This window comes from Streptomyces sp. NPDC102402 (genome assembly GCF_044765765.1).
In the GTDB taxonomy this organism is placed as follows: Bacteria; Actinomycetota; Actinomycetes; order Streptomycetales; family Streptomycetaceae; genus Streptomyces.
The window spans coordinates 224,771-237,896 of sequence record NZ_JBIWKR010000005.1; the positions used below are offsets into that span (position 1 = coordinate 224,771).

General features: G+C 72.5%; 13 protein-coding genes. 4 read left to right on the top strand and 9 right to left on the bottom strand.

The genetic code is table 11. From position 1 onward, the window contains the following. Positions 1-77 precede the first annotated feature (77 nt). Both ACIRJR_RS17600 and ACIRJR_RS17605 read right to left on the bottom strand, forming a co-directional pair. Positions 78-770, bottom strand: coding sequence for a response regulator (locus tag ACIRJR_RS17600; RefSeq protein ID WP_403780914.1), 693 nt, complete (start codon positions 768-770; stop codon positions 78-80). Further along, entirely contained in the window at positions 767-1,912 is a 1,146-nt protein-coding gene (locus ACIRJR_RS17605; protein WP_403780917.1) for a sensor histidine kinase, read from the bottom strand. The genes ACIRJR_RS17600 and ACIRJR_RS17605 overlap by 4 nt, the downstream gene beginning before the upstream one ends. A gap of 169 nt (positions 1,913-2,081) precedes the next feature. On the opposite strand from ACIRJR_RS17605, the gene ACIRJR_RS17610 reads away from it, so the two are divergent. Then, on the top strand, positions 2,082-3,065 hold the full coding sequence (locus ACIRJR_RS17610) for a carboxymuconolactone decarboxylase family protein (RefSeq protein ID WP_403780920.1): 984 nt from the start codon (positions 2,082-2,084) through the stop codon (positions 3,063-3,065). Here ACIRJR_RS17610 and ACIRJR_RS17615 read toward each other — a convergent pair. Next, complete coding sequence (locus ACIRJR_RS17615) at positions 3,031-4,542, bottom strand: amidase (RefSeq protein WP_403780923.1); 1,512 nt, start codon at positions 4,540-4,542, stop codon at positions 3,031-3,033. The genes ACIRJR_RS17610 and ACIRJR_RS17615 overlap by 35 nt on opposite strands. A 174-nt stretch (positions 4,543-4,716) precedes the next feature. After that, positions 4,717-5,076: a hypothetical protein gene (locus tag ACIRJR_RS17620; RefSeq protein WP_403780926.1), complete on the bottom strand. Its 360-nt coding sequence runs from the start codon at positions 5,074-5,076 to the stop codon at positions 4,717-4,719. A 199-nt stretch (positions 5,077-5,275) separates the two neighbouring features. Between ACIRJR_RS17620 and ACIRJR_RS17625 the strand changes: the two genes are divergently transcribed. Beyond that, on the top strand, positions 5,276-6,037 hold the full coding sequence (locus tag ACIRJR_RS17625) for a hypothetical protein (RefSeq protein ID WP_403780929.1): 762 nt from the start codon (positions 5,276-5,278) through the stop codon (positions 6,035-6,037). Positions 6,038-6,133: 96 nt separating this feature from the next. Here the strand turns inward: ACIRJR_RS17625 and ACIRJR_RS17630 are convergent, their stop codons facing one another. Together ACIRJR_RS17630 and ACIRJR_RS17635 are read right to left on the bottom strand one after the other, a co-directional pair. Next, positions 6,134-6,823, bottom strand: coding sequence for an HAD family hydrolase (locus ACIRJR_RS17630; protein WP_403780932.1), 690 nt, complete (start codon positions 6,821-6,823; stop codon positions 6,134-6,136). After that, entirely contained in the window at positions 6,820-8,037 is a 1,218-nt protein-coding gene (locus ACIRJR_RS17635) for an acyl-CoA dehydrogenase family protein (RefSeq protein ID WP_403780935.1), read from the bottom strand. The genes ACIRJR_RS17630 and ACIRJR_RS17635 overlap by 4 nt, the downstream gene beginning before the upstream one ends. Positions 8,038-8,129: 92 nt before the next feature. On the opposite strand from ACIRJR_RS17635, the gene ACIRJR_RS17640 reads away from it, so the two are divergent. After that, positions 8,130-8,735 carry a TetR family transcriptional regulator gene (locus ACIRJR_RS17640; protein ID WP_403780938.1) on the top strand — a complete coding sequence of 202 codons (606 nt, stop codon included), beginning with the start codon at positions 8,130-8,132 and terminating at the stop codon, positions 8,733-8,735. 28 nt (positions 8,736-8,763) lie between these two features. Here ACIRJR_RS17640 and ACIRJR_RS17645 read toward each other — a convergent pair whose 3' ends face one another. After that, on the bottom strand, positions 8,764-9,819 hold the full coding sequence (locus tag ACIRJR_RS17645) for a ScbA/BarX family gamma-butyrolactone biosynthesis protein (RefSeq protein WP_403780941.1): 1,056 nt from the start codon (positions 9,817-9,819) through the stop codon (positions 8,764-8,766). A gap of 233 nt (positions 9,820-10,052) precedes the next feature. Here ACIRJR_RS17645 and ACIRJR_RS17650 point away from each other — a divergent pair, with 233 nt between their 5' ends. Next, a complete protein-coding gene (locus tag ACIRJR_RS17650) occupies positions 10,053-10,697 on the top strand; it encodes a ScbR family autoregulator-binding transcription factor (protein ID WP_403780944.1) in 645 nt (214 codons plus the stop codon). 60 nt (positions 10,698-10,757) lie between these two features. Here the strand turns inward: ACIRJR_RS17650 and ACIRJR_RS17655 are convergent, their stop codons facing one another. After that, positions 10,758-11,588 carry an alpha/beta fold hydrolase gene (locus tag ACIRJR_RS17655; RefSeq protein WP_403780947.1) on the bottom strand — a complete coding sequence of 277 codons (831 nt, stop codon included), beginning with the start codon at positions 11,586-11,588 and terminating at the stop codon, positions 10,758-10,760. 37 nt (positions 11,589-11,625) lie between these two features. Next, on the bottom strand, positions 11,626-13,092 hold the full coding sequence (locus ACIRJR_RS17660; RefSeq protein ID WP_403780950.1) for an MFS transporter: 1,467 nt from the start codon (positions 13,090-13,092) through the stop codon (positions 11,626-11,628). Positions 13,093-13,126: the final 34 nt, after the last annotated feature.

Below are 13,126 nucleotides of genomic sequence, written 5' to 3' on the forward strand. Positions count from 1 at the left end.
CAACATTGCTTGACATCAAGATATCTCCTGACCGCCCCCCTCTCCACAGTGGCCCGCGCCCATGGCGGCGGAACCGGTCACTCCTGTCCGGCGGGTCGGCGGGTCCCGGCGGGCCCGCGCGCTTCGACCAGCCCGGACTCGTAGGCGAAGACGACCAGCTGGGCGCGGTCGCGGGCGCCCAGCTTGGTCATGGCCCGGCTGATGTGGGTCTTGGCCGTGAAAGGGCTGACCACCATGTGGACAGCGATCTCCTCGTTGGTCAGCCCTCGGGCCGCCAGGGCGGTCACCTCGCGCTCACGGCGGGTGAGCGCCTCCAGCCCCGGGGCGGTGGCGCGGTCGGGGGGCCGTGAGACGAATTCGCCGATCAGCCGCCGGGTGATCGCGGGCGAAAGCAGCGCCTCGCCCCTCGCCGCCACCACGATGGCCCGCAGGAGCTCGGCCGGTTCGGTGTCCTTGAGGAGGAATCCCGCGGCCCCGGCGCGCAGGGCGTCGAAGACGTGCTCGTCGAGTCCGTAATTGGTGAGGATGACGACGTGCACGTCGGCGAGGGCCGGGTCGGCGGCGATCTCACGGGTGGCCTCGATGCCCGTCATGACGGGCATCTGCACGTCCATGAGGACCACGTCCGGGGTGTGCCGGCGGACCAGTTCCACGCCGGCCCGCCCGTCGGCGGCCTCCCCCGTCACCTCGATGCCGTCCTCGGCGTCGAGCAGGGCGCGGAATCCCGCGCGCATGAGGGCCTGGTCGTCGATGATCACGACGCGGATCATCCTGCGGCCCCCCGCGGCGCCAGGGGCAGTTCGGCACGGACGGAGAAGCCGCCCCGGGCTCGTGGCGCGGTCTCCAGGGTCCCTCCGAGCGCGGTGACACGCTCGCGCATGCCGGTGAGACCGGTGCCGGGTGTCACGCGGTCACCCGGCGTGCAGGGGCCGTCGTCGTCGACCGTGACGACGAGCGCCGTGTCGCCGTAGGCGAGCCGCACGGACGTCCCCGCCCGGTCCGCGTGCCGGGCGACGTTGGTGAGGGCCTCCTGCACGATGCGGTACGCCGCCCCGTCCACGTCGGCCGGCAGCGGCCGCTCCTCACCCTCCACGGCGACGGCGAGCACGATGCCCGCGGCCCGGGCACGTCCGGCGAGCTCGTCGATCCGGTCGAGACCGGTACGCGGGTCCACCACGTCCGTGCGGAGCACCTCCAGCGTCGAACGGAGCTCCCGCATCGCTTCTCCGCTCGCCTCCTGGATGGCGAGCAGTGCCGGTTCCGCCTCCGCGCCCCTCTTGCGGGCGAGGTGGACGGCGACCCCTGCCTGGAGCTTCACGATCGAGATGGAGTGGGTGAGCGAGTCGTGGAGTTCGCGGGCGATGCGCAGCCGTTCCTCCCCGGCCCGGCGCAGCGCGGTCTCCTCCCGGGTCCGTTCGGCGTCGAGCGCGCGCTGTTCGGTCTGGCGCAGGTACGCCTGCCAGTTCTTGTCGATGAGGCCCGTGACCCCGGCACAGAGGAACCATCCGAGCAGGAGCAGTATCCGTTCGACGGTGTCCCGGACGTCCGGCGCGGCGACGAGCAGCACCGTGGAGTAGCCCACGAGGAACACCGCGCCGACGGCGGCGGCCTGCGCCCGGTGCCCGTTGCGCGCGGCGGCGTGGACCGCGACCACCACGGGCAGCGCCACCCAGCTCCCCGGGCGGTCGTGGACGGCGTATCCGAACATGCACACCGTGGTCACGACGAGCACCGCGCGCGGCAGCCGGCGGTGTGCGGCGAGTGCGAGGGAACCCACCACGACGAGCAGCAGGTCGAGGACCCCGGGCGAGGAGGCCAGGCACGCCGCTGTGACGACGAGCGTCCCGACGGCCGCCGCGCCGGCCGTGTCGAGCAGTGCCCTCCGGCCGGCCCGGCCGATGTCTCCCCGCATGAGCGGCACCCTAACGCTCCCGCGCCGGCGGGCGCGTCGTCCTGGGGGACGGGATGCGCACTGCTCCCGGGGGAGTAGTGCGGGTACCTCTGCGGTCGCCCCGGGGCAGCCGGGAATGTCTTCCGCCGTACGACGCCCAGGGCGGGTGGCGCGGGCGAGCATCGTCGGCATGACCGGACCCTTCCGATACACCTCGCCCGAACCGCCGAAGTCCGCCACCGGAGCGGTGGCGGACGTCTACGCCCAACTGGCCACCGACTTCGGCATCAAGGACGCCACCACGTTCGTCGTCCTGTCCGCCTCCCCTCCCCTGCTGACCGCGACCTGGGCCCTGATGCGGGAGTCACTGCTGGCGGGGCGTGCCTCGCGTACCGGAAAGGAGGTGGTGGCGGCGGGCGTCTCGCTGGCCAACCGGTGTCCGTTCTGTGTGACCGCGCACAGCGTGCTGCTGCACGCGACCGGTGACCACCGGCTGGCCGAGACGCTCCTGCGGGGGGAGGAGCCGGAGGACCCGGGCGAGCGGCGGCTGCTCGCCTGGGGCAAGGACATGAGCACGCCGCGGCCGTTCGCCGCGCAGGAGACCGCCGAGTACGCGGGAACGGCGCTGGCCTTCCACTTCATCAACCGGGTGGTGTCCTCGCTGCTGTCCGAACAGATGCTGCCCGGCGGCCTGGAGAAGTACCGGCTGGTGCGGAGTGCGGCGGGCCGTTCCCTGGCGGCCACCGTGCGCCGCGAGCTGCGGCCCGGCGCCTCGCTGCCGCTGCTGGAGACCGCGGGTGAGGCGCCGGCGTGGGCGGCGGACAGTCCGGTCGGCACGGCCTACGGTGCGCTGCGTACGGCCGCCTTCCAGGGGGCGGAGCTGCTGAGCGGCGAGGACGCCGCCCTCGTGCGGGAGTCGGTGGCCGGCTGGGACGGTGTCACCCCGCTGCCCCTGGCCGCTCCGCTTCCGGAGCGGACGGGCCGGCCGGGTGCCAGGCTCGCGCTGCTTGCCGCGCGTGCTCCGTACAGGATCACCGACGAGGACGTGGTGGCCTGGCGCGTCCCGCCGTTCACGGACCACTGCCTGGTCCAGCTGGTCGCCTTCGGCGCGATGTGCGCCGTCGAGCGGGTCTCAGCCCTCATGGGAGCCGCGGCCGGACATCGGCCGGGCTGAGCGGCGGCGTCCCCGGAGCGGGCGGCCGGTGCTCGTACCAGCGCCGGTCGTCCTCCAGCTGGGCGGCGAGGGAGATGAGCCGCGCCTCGCTGCGGGAGGGCCCCAGCAGTTGGGCCCCGAGGGGCAGGCCGTCGCGGGTGAAGCCCGCCGGGACGTTGACACCGGGCCAGCCGAGGACGTTCCAGGGCCAGGCGTAGGGGCAGGCCGAGGTCATCGCCAGGTCGGTGCGCCAGGCGCTGAGCCGGTCGAACGCACCGATCCGCGGCGGCGGGGCGGCCGTGGTCGGGGTCAGCAGCACGTCGTATCCGGGCCCGCCGCGTGCCGTGCCGTCGAAGAAGGCGCCGATCCTCGCGTGCTGCCGCACCTCCCGCGCGCGTGCGGCGCGTACGACCCGGCCACCGAGGCGGGTCCCGGTGCGCAGGGCGCTGCGGGTGCGCGGGTCCAGGAGGCCGGGGTCGGGGTGCCGCGCGGCGAGTTCGGCGATGCCGGCGGTGGCGCGGGGGACGAAGGAGAGGCCGATCAGCCCGTAGCGGGGGCGGGCCTCCTCGACGTGGTGGCCGAGCCGGGCGAGGGCTTCGGCGAGCTCGGTGACGGCCCGCAGGACCTCCGGGTGGGGTGCGTTGCGGGTGAGGGTGAGCGGAGGCCGCAGAGCGAGGCCGATGCGGAGCCTGCCGGGGTCGCGGCGCGCCGCGGCGGACGCGTCGACTGCGGGCGGGCGGTGCGGGTCACGGGGGTGCGGTCCGGCCGCGGCGTCCAGGAGGAGGGCCGCGTCCGCGACGGTACGGGCGAGGGGCCCGTTGACGGTGAGGCCCTGGAAGGCGTCGCTGTGCGGGTGGACGGAGATCCGGCCGCGCTGCGGCTTGATGCCGACGAGGTGGGTCCAGGCGGCGGGGATGCGGATGGAACCCGCGCCGTCCGATCCCAGCGCCGCGGGGACGAGTCCGGCGGCGACGGCCGCCGCCGAGCCGCCGGACGAGCCTCCGGGCGTGTGCGCGGTGCTCCAGGGGTTGCGGGTGAGGCCGAAGGCGGGCCCCTCGGTGAACGCCCACTGCCCGAGCTCGCAGGAGTTGGTCTTGCCGACGACGACCGCGCCGGCGGCACGGAGTCTGCGGACCGCCTCACTGTCGGCGGTGGCCGGGGGCAGTGCACCGTCACAGCCGAAGTAGGTGGGCATGCCGGCGACGTCGGTGTCGTCCTTGACGGCGACCGGGACCCCGAGCAGCGGGAGCCGCTCCCCCGCCTCCAGCCGTCGGTCGGCCTCGGCCGCCTCGGCGAGTGCGGCGTCGGTGCGCAGCTGGCGGAAGGCGTTGAGGGTGTGCCGGCTCGCCTCGATCCGCGCGAGTGCCGCGGCGACCAGTGCGTACGACGTCGTCCGGCCCTCCGCCAGCTCCCGTGCGCTGTCCGCGAGTCCGTGCTGCGCGGGCGGCTCCGTCGGCCTGACCGGTCCGGTCCGTTCCGTGGGGTCTGCTGAGGACATCGCCACCGCCTCCTCGCGTCCGCCGGAGCACCGGCCCCGGGGTGGCCCGGGGTAGCCCGAGCGGGTGTACTGGAGAGTAACGAGGCGGGAGGGCCCGCTCAAGCACGCCGGGCGCGGATCGGCGCCCGTCTCCCGTGGATGAGCCCCGGAAGCCGGGCGCCGCGAGCCGGCGTACTACGGCCGTACGTGGATCTCGCCGATGCCCGAGCCGAGCCCGGCGCAGTGGGCGGTCGACTGCCCGGACTCGCCCGGCCGGAGGGTGACGTGTTCCCCGTCCACGTCGGGGGACCAGCCGCAGACCAGGTGGACCCAGAAGACCTGTGTGGCCGAGCCGTTGTTCCTGCACAGCGCGTAGCCGGTGTAGTCGTCGATCGCGTGCTTCCCGGTGTCGCAGGACAGTCCGGGCGGGATGGCGGCGGGCGTCGTGGCGGCGGCGGGCGCGACGGCCGTCGCGGCGAGCGCGAGGGCCGCACCGGTGACGGCGGCGCCTCGCACCAGCGCGCGTACGGCGTTCCCCCTGAGCGTCTTCTTCATGGTCTCCCCTTGGTTGCGGTCGGGTGCCGACGATCTCCAGGGCTGCTCTGCCCCACGCTCCGTAGCCGAAAACAGCGCCGAACCTCACCCTCCGTGCACACCTTCGCCGCGCAGGCAACCGCGCGCGGGCGTACGCTCGCTGGAAGGGGTGAATTCCGTCCGCGAGGGCCCTGACCAGGGACGTTTCCGAGGAGGCTCCGTGACAGGACAGCGCATCGCCGCACGTGCCGCCGCCTGTGCGACAGCGGTCGTACTCGCCGTCGCCGGGGGCACGGCGGCCCGTGCGGACGACGACATCGAGTCACTGCCGGCCGGGCAGATCGCCGACCGCTCCCGGGACGCCCTGCTGGACGCCCGGTCCCTGCATCTGCGGGTACGCGGCGACCTCGGGGAGAACCGGTCCCCGATGACCGTCGAGCTCAGCCTGGACAGGGACGGCAACTGCGCGGGTGACGTCGACCTCGGCAAGGGCAAGGGCCGGGTCGAGATCGTCAAGCGCGGCGACGCGGTCTGGCTGAAGCCCGACGCGGACTTCTGGGAGAACCAGGTCCCGGTCGGCGGCTCGGCCTTCGAGGCGGTCCTCGCCGGGCGGTACATGAAGGGCGACGCCTCGGACTCCAGGCTGCGGCCCGTCGTGGAGGCGTGCGATCTGGGCACCTTCCGCGAACTGGTCTCCGACAACGCGGACACGGCCGCCGGCACACTCACCAAGGGGCAGGTGACGACGGTCGGCGGCGTGCGGACCGTCCCGGTCACCAGGACCCTCCACGGCCGGCAACTGACGGCGTACGTCGACACCGGGGGCGAGCACCACCCGGTGCGGATCACCGTGCGGGGCGACGGGGCGGACGCGGCCGTGGACCTCTCCGGCTTCGACCGGCCGGTGCCCACGGCCACGCCGCCCGCGGACGAGACGGTGGACGTCAGCGCCCTGCTCGGCCGGGCCCCGTCGCAGTCCTGACACCCTGGGCTCCGGCGAGGGTCTCCCGTCCGGATCAGGCCGGCACGATCCGGACGAGAGGCCCTACGCGGCCGGGCCAGGTCAGGTCAGGTCAGGTCAGACCATGACCGCCGGCTTCAAGGGCACGTGCGAGCCGTCGGGAGCCACGAGCATCGCGTGCCCGGCCATGTTCAGCATGGGCAGGTCGGAGGGGTGGTCACCGTACGCGTGGCAGTCCTCGGGATCGATGTGCGGGTGGAGGCCGATGAGTTCGCGTGCCAGCACGCACTTGCCCTCGCCGATCGCGGGCCGTCCCAGGAGTTCCCCGGTCAGGACGCGACCGCAGCGCTCCAGCCGGGCCCCGAGCACGTACTGCGCCCCGACCGCCTTCGCGACGTGGGACAGGACCGGCGGGAAGGATCCGGAGACCAGGGCGACGGCCGCCCCCGCGGCCCGGTGCCGGCGCAGGGCGTCGACGGTGTCGGCGATGTAGAAGTCCGCGGCCCGGCTGCGTTCCTCGTACCAGTCGCGGGCCCGGTCCTCGACGTCGTCGACCGGGGTGCGGCGCCAGGCCCGGTGGAACTCCCGGTTGGCCTCCTCGCGGGGCAGTCCGCGGTCGAGCCGCCCGTACAGGTCGGCGACCAGCTCGTCGGTCCGCCGAGCACCTTCGGCCCCGTCCCGGAGCTCGGCGTAGTGGCGGAGGAACTCGACGCCGCTCTTGCAGCGGATGAGGGTCTCGTCGACGTCGCAGAACACCAGGTAGGCGGGTCGGCCGTCGTTCTTCGGAGTCGTCGGCTGGGTGCTCATGACGCGGAGACCTCCTGCGGTGCGGTGGACCTGGACACGACCGTGGAGTCGCGTTCGGTGAGGGAGGAGAAGACGGAGGTCGCGTACGCCACGGCCGCCGTCTCCCTGCGCAGCATCTGGTGGGCGGCGACCGTGTGGACGTCCCGCCAAGCGCGTTCGAGGAGGCCGGGTCCGCCGCAGGCGTGTACACCGGCGGTACGGAAGAGCCGTTCGACGGCGTCGACGAGAAGATCCGCCGCGGCGGCCGTCCTGCGGCGGTTCCTGAGGACGTCGGCCTCGGCGCGGGTGCCCGTGTCGGCGCACCGGGCCGCGTCCAGGAGGAGCAGTTCGGCGGCTTCGATGTCGTCGGCCGAGCGGGCCAGGGCGTGGTGGAGGCGGCTGCCGTCGGGTTGCGGCAGTCCCCGGCTCTGGGCCCCGGCCGCCCAGACGGACCACTCCGCCAGGGCCCGGCGGGCGGCACCGAGCGCGGGGGCGCAGAAGAGGAGGCCGCCGGCGAGGTGGGCGGGCACGGTGTGGCACCGGGAACGCCCCGCGCCGGGTGTCCCCGCCATCAGGTCCGCCATGGCGAAGCCGCGATGGTCGGGGACCAGGACGCTCTCCAGGACCGCGGTGTGGCTGCCGGTGCCCCGTAACCCGCTGCTGTTCCAGGAGTCACGTACGAGGAAGTCGCTTCTCGGCACGGCGAACATGCGCAGCCCGGGCGGATCGTCCGCGCCGCCGGGGTCCTGTGCGCACACCAGGAGCCAGTCCGCGAACTCCACCCCGCTGACGCACTCCCACTCCCCGCTCAGCAGCCGCCCGGACGGCAGGGCCCTCGCCGCGCCCGACGGCCTGACGGCCGCGCAGACGCGTACGTCCGGGCCGGCCGACCACAGGTCCCGCTGCCCCTCGGGCGGCAGGTAGGCCGCGAAGCGGCTGTGGGCGGCCCACAGTCCCGCACACCACGCCGCGGAGGCGCATCCCTCCCCCACCGCGGCCGCCGCCGTGACCAGGCTGCCGAACGTGCCCTCCGTACCGCCCCAGGCGCGGGGGACGAAGTGCCGTGCGAAGCCCGCGTGTGTCAGGAGGGTGACAGTCTCGTCGCCTAGTCTGCGGATGTCGTCCGAGACCGCGGCATGACCTGCCGCACTCGCTGCCGCGGCGAGGACGGCCGGCGGCAGTTCCGGCGAAGTCCCGTCGCTCTGCTGGTCAAGCGGATTGTGACGCTGCATCATCTGGCAAGCACCTCATTCGGTGAATAGAATTCGTTCACGAACGTATTTTTTTTCTCGGTCCCGCTCCGGAGCCGGCACAGAAGGGGAACGTCATGCCCAAACAGGCACGTGCCCTGCAGACGTACGACCGCGTGCTCGACGCGGCCGCCCACGAGTTCGCGCGGTACGGCTACGCGAACGCGAACCTGCAGAACATCGCGGACCGCATCAGGCTGACGAAGGGCGCGCTCTACGGCCACTTCGCCACCAAGGAGGATCTGGCCAGCGCGCTGGACGACCATCTGTCCAGCGCGCTGGGGAACCTCCTCACCGGGGTCCGGGACTCACCGGACCCGGCACCGGACCGGCTGCGGACCCTCGTCCTCGGCCTGGGCCGGCTGTTCGGCACGGACGAACGGGCCCTCGCGGCCCTACGGTTGTCGGCGGAGTCGGCCCGCTCGGCGGCCGCGGCGATGCCCCTGCTGACGGAGACGCACGATCTCGTCCTCCAGTTGGTGCGGGAGACACAGGCAGCGGGGCGCTGGAAGACCTCGGTCCCCACGAAACCCCTGGCCGACCTCATCGTGGCCGCCCTCTTCGGCAGGTTCCTGACGGAGTCGGGCTCCAGGTCCGGCCATGACCGCGCGGGGCTCGACGCGACCGTCGACGCGATGTGGGAGGTCCTGACTCAGGCGCTCGACGACACCTCGGCGCACTGAGCACGGCCGGAGCCCGCCCTGCGGCGGATCACCAGGAGGCGAACCGGGACCAGGGGGCGCGGCTGCCCACGCACTTCCAGGTCATCTCCGCGCGGGCCAGGAGTGTTCCGCCCTGATGGGCGGCGACGCGCAGGGCGTACTCGCCGGGCGCGGGAACTTCGGGCAGGGGATGATCCCCGGACGCGGGGACTTCGGACGCCACCACGTCGGAGGGGCCCTTCTCGAGGGTCAGAAGAACCGTCTTCCCCATCTCACCGAAGGCGGCGCAGTCCAGGGAGAGCGCGGCCAGGGCGAAGGCCTGTCCGCCGTGCGCCGCGCCGGACGTCTCGTGCACGGTGAGATGGCCGAGCTGGCGGAACCCCTCCAGCATCACCATCAGAGGTACGTGATCGGTGGGGTGGTCGAACAGGACCGCGTGATCACGGTCGACCCGCAGCCCCCACTGATGGTCGGGCCGGTCCCGTTCCAGCACGCAGTCCTTCCAGCGCAGCCGGCCGACCCGGCTCGGTCGGGCGATCCCGGCGTCCGGTGCGGGACCAGGCGGAACCGCCTCGCCGCATGCGACCGGACGCCCGCGTAAGAGTCTGTAGCGCCGTTCGTCGAGCATGAGTCCCCTCGTGTGACCGCGCCCGCAGGGGCGGCCGTCGATCGTGAGCGTGACGTCCAGCCGCGCACCGGCCGGCCGGCCCCGCCGGTCGTGCTCCTCGGTCCAGGTGCCGTGCAGGACCACCGCGAGCGGAGCGGCGCCGACCCGGAGCCCGGCCGGGTCCGTGATGTCGAAACTCACGTCCTGGCCGATGAACCTGGACCCCAGCGGCACACCGAAGTACGTGTGGGCCCCGTAGAAGTGGGCCTGGCGCAGGGTCTCGGCGAAGAGCAGCGGATCATTCAGGCCGTTCTCGTCCGGGTGGTACAACGCGTGGTCACGCGGCCACTGGGCGCCGACGGAGAACGTGTGCGTGCCGGTGCGGACACCGCCGGTGACGAATACCTCGGCGATGGAACTGCGATGCACCAGTTCGCGGGTGACGGGCTGGAGGAAACTGAGTACCTCGGCTGCGGCACCTATGGACGGCGCCTTCATGATCCTAGAATCATCGAGTACGACAGACATCTGAATACCTCGCCTCTCGGCTGGAGTGACCCCTGCGAGCGAACAGACGTGCGAAGTTTCTCTCTGCGCGTCATTAATATACCTGCGCGAAGGTATATTGCAAGGCTAGATGCAGTGCGCTTCCATGGGTCAACTGCCAACTGCAGCAGGAGGGTTGGGATCGGTCAGAAGCAGACACGCCGGCGCAGCACGATTTGGACGTCATGAGTAACGAACGCAATGGACAGAGCACCCGACTCTCGGACACCCCCTTCGACGACACCTCGCACCTCAAGCAGCAGCGCGCCATCCGCACCCGCGGCATCATCCTCAACGCCGCCGCCAAGGCCTTCGCCACGGACGGCTTCCCCCAGGTGACCGTGAAGGACATCGCCGACGGCGCCGAAATGACCAAGGGGGCCGTCTACTTCCACTTCCCCAACAAGGAGGCCCTCGCCGTCGCCGTCCTGGAGGTGTTCTACGGGCGCATGCAGGACGCCATCAACGGCGCCCTGGAGCACCGCGACCCCTCGTCGACCGCGACCTTCGTGGCTGTGCTGAGACGCCTTGCGCGCGCCTTCCAGGAGGATGTCTTCATCCATGCCGGGGCGCGCCTCCAGATCGAACGTCCTTACATCAAGGCCGAGTTGCCTGTGCCGTACGTGGGGACGCTGGAGGTGCTGACGGATCTCCTGGACAAGTGCCGCAAGGCGGGCAGCCTCCCCGAGGACACCAAGCCCGAGGCCATGGCCCGCGCGCTGGGCTCCGCGGTCTTCGGCGCGCAGCACATCTCCTGGGTGCTCAACAACCGCGAGGACGTGGTGGAGCGGGTCGACGAGATCATCGAGGCCTTCGTGCCGTTGCGCTGAACGCCGCACTGCCCGGACCCGGTGAGGGTCCGGGCAGTCCGGTGTCGAGCGGTGCGGCCGTCACTCCTTCACGAACGTGAGGAGATCCTCGTTGAGCCGGTCGGCGTGCGTGGCGAACAGGCCGTGCGGGGCGCCTTCGTACGGTATGAAGCGGCTGCCCTCGACCAGTTCCGCCGTCCGCGGCCCGCACAGGGGATAGGGCGCCGCGAGGTCCGCGGTGCCGTGGATCACCAGGGTGGGCACGGTGACCGCGGCGGTCTCCGCTCGCTGGTCGGTGGTGAAGAGGGTGCGGTAGATCTCGGTCCCGGCCCGTGGCGAGGCCTCCAGACCGGTACCGACCAGCCACCGCGCGAGCTCGGCCGAGACCGGCAGGTCGTCGGGGTCGGCGCCCGGGCCGCCGAAGAACGGCACCGTGCACTCGCTGAGCCACTTGGCCCGGTCCTGCCGGATCGCCTCGGCCATCTCGTCGAAGACCTCGATGCCGAGCCCGTCCTCGTTGTCCTCGGTCCGCAGCAGGAACGGGGTCGTGGACGCCACCAGCGCCAGCTTGGCCACCCTGTCCGTGCCGTACCGGGACAGGTAGCGCACGGCCTCGCCGCCGCCGACCGCGTACCCCACCAGTACCGCGTCCCGCAGGTCGAGGTGGTCGAGGAGGTCCGCGAGGTCGGCGGCGAGGGTGTCGTAGTCGTAGCCGTCCCACGGTGCGTCCGAGCGGCCGCTGCCACGTCGGTCGTAGGTCACACAGCGCAGTCCGCGCCCGGCGAGGAAGGGGGCCTGGAACTCCCACATACGGGAGTCCATCATGGCGGTCCCCAGCAGGACGACGGGGCGTCCGTCGCCCCAGTCCTTGTAGTGCAGCCGGGTACCGTCCCTGGTCGTGGCGTACGGCATGGGCGTTTCCTTCCTCTGGTGCCGGCGGTGGGATGCCTCAGCCGCGCGCGGCCCGTCCGGGTGCGAGCAGCACCAGGGCGGCGGCGGCGAGGCCGAGGACGACGAGTGGGACGAGCGTGATCGCGAACGCGTCCGGATAGGCGTCGGCGGAGCGGCCCGCGTGGGCGAGCGCGGGGAAGAAGACCGATCCGGCCACCGCCACACCGAGGGCGGCCCCGCCCTCCTGGGCGGTGTTCAGCAGCCCCGACGCGGAGCCCGCGTGCTCGGGCACGGCGGCACCCAGCACCAGGTTGGTCAGCGGGCCGGTGGTCAGCCCCATGCCGAGCCCGGCGACGAGGAGCATCGGCAGCAGCCAGAGCACACTCCCGTCCGGACCGATCCCGTTCGCCGAGAGGGCGATCGCGGTGTAGCCCACCGCGAGGGTCAGCGGACCGAAGGCGACCGTCCGGGCGGACAGCTTGCCGGCGAACCGGGCCGACACCAGCGAGGCGCCGAAGTAACCGGCCCCCACCGCCAGGAACATGAGACCGGACTCCAGCGGCGTCAGGCCCATGCCCTGCTGGAGGTAGAGGGCCAGGATGAAGAAGAACGAACCCATGGCCAGGAAGTAGACGACCGTGGCGGTCAGCCCCACCGTGAAGAGCCGGACCCGGAACAGCGCCGGCTCGATCAGCGGCCCCGTGCCGTCGGCGGCCCGCCGCCGCAGGTGCTGGACGGTCAGCGCGACCAGGACGGCCGCACCGGCCAGGCAGCCCCAGACCCAGAGCGGCCAGTCCCGTTCCTGGCCTTCCAGGAGCGCGAAGACGATGAGTGCGAGCGATCCCGTGACCAGCAGCGCGCCGGTCAGGTCGAGCCGGGTCCCGCCGGTTCCGCGCGACTCGGGGATCACACGGTTGACGAAGGCGAGCGAGACCAGGCAGAGCGGGACGTTGATCAGGAAGATGGTCCGCCAGCTCAGGCCCGCCACATCGACGGTGATCAGTGCCCCGCCGATGAACTGGCCGAAGACGCCGGCCATTCCGATGATCAGGCCGTACACGTTGAAGGCGCGGTCCCGGGCGGCACCCGTGTAGACCGTGCCGATGATCCCCAGCACCTGGGGGACCATCAGCGCGGCACTGGCACCCTGCGCGATGCGGGAGACCACGAGGAAGTCGATCGTCGGCGCGAAGGCACAGGCGGCCGAGGCGAACATGAACAGCGTCATGCCCACGAAGAACATCCGCCTGCGGCCGTACATGTCGCCGAGCCGGCCGCCGGTGATGAGGCCCGCCGTGAAGGCGACGCCGTAACCGACGACGATCAACTGGGCCTGGGCCGCGCTCGCCTGGAGGTCCGACCGGATGGCCGGGACCGCGACGTTGGCGATGAAGAAGTCGAGAACGGTGATGAAGGTGCCCACCAGCACCACCACGAGGGCACCGGCCGAGGGGGCGCCGGCCGGTGCGGTGGCGGCCTGTCCACGCTCCTCGGCGGTGAGGTCCGGGCTTGCTTCAGAGGTCATTCCGACTGCTCTCCTGTGTTGTGTTTCGTGTTTC

Coding starts and splice junctions, on each gene's coding strand:
- ACIRJR_RS17600 (WP_403780914.1), bottom strand. CDS start 770: ATGATCCGCGTCGTGATCATCGACGACCAGGCCCTCATGCGCGCGGGA.
- ACIRJR_RS17605 (WP_403780917.1), bottom strand. CDS start 1,912: ATGCGGGGAGACATCGGCCGGGCCGGCCGGAGGGCACTGCTCGACACG.
- ACIRJR_RS17610 (WP_403780920.1), top strand. CDS start 2,082: ATGACCGGACCCTTCCGATACACCTCGCCCGAACCGCCGAAGTCCGCC.
- ACIRJR_RS17615 (WP_403780923.1), bottom strand. CDS start 4,542: ATGTCCTCAGCAGACCCCACGGAACGGACCGGACCGGTCAGGCCGACG.
- ACIRJR_RS17620 (WP_403780926.1), bottom strand. CDS start 5,076: ATGAAGAAGACGCTCAGGGGGAACGCCGTACGCGCGCTGGTGCGAGGC.
- ACIRJR_RS17630 (WP_403780932.1), bottom strand. CDS start 6,823: ATGAGCACCCAGCCGACGACTCCGAAGAACGACGGCCGACCCGCCTAC.
- ACIRJR_RS17635 (WP_403780935.1), bottom strand. CDS start 8,037: ATGATGCAGCGTCACAATCCGCTTGACCAGCAGAGCGACGGGACTTCG.
- ACIRJR_RS17640 (WP_403780938.1), top strand. CDS start 8,130: ATGCCCAAACAGGCACGTGCCCTGCAGACGTACGACCGCGTGCTCGAC.
- ACIRJR_RS17645 (WP_403780941.1), bottom strand. CDS start 9,819: ATGAAGGCGCCGTCCATAGGTGCCGCAGCCGAGGTACTCAGTTTCCTC.
- ACIRJR_RS17650 (WP_403780944.1), top strand. CDS start 10,053: ATGAGTAACGAACGCAATGGACAGAGCACCCGACTCTCGGACACCCCC.
- ACIRJR_RS17655 (WP_403780947.1), bottom strand. CDS start 11,588: ATGCCGTACGCCACGACCAGGGACGGTACCCGGCTGCACTACAAGGAC.
- ACIRJR_RS17660 (WP_403780950.1), bottom strand. CDS start 13,092: ATGACCTCTGAAGCAAGCCCGGACCTCACCGCCGAGGAGCGTGGACAG.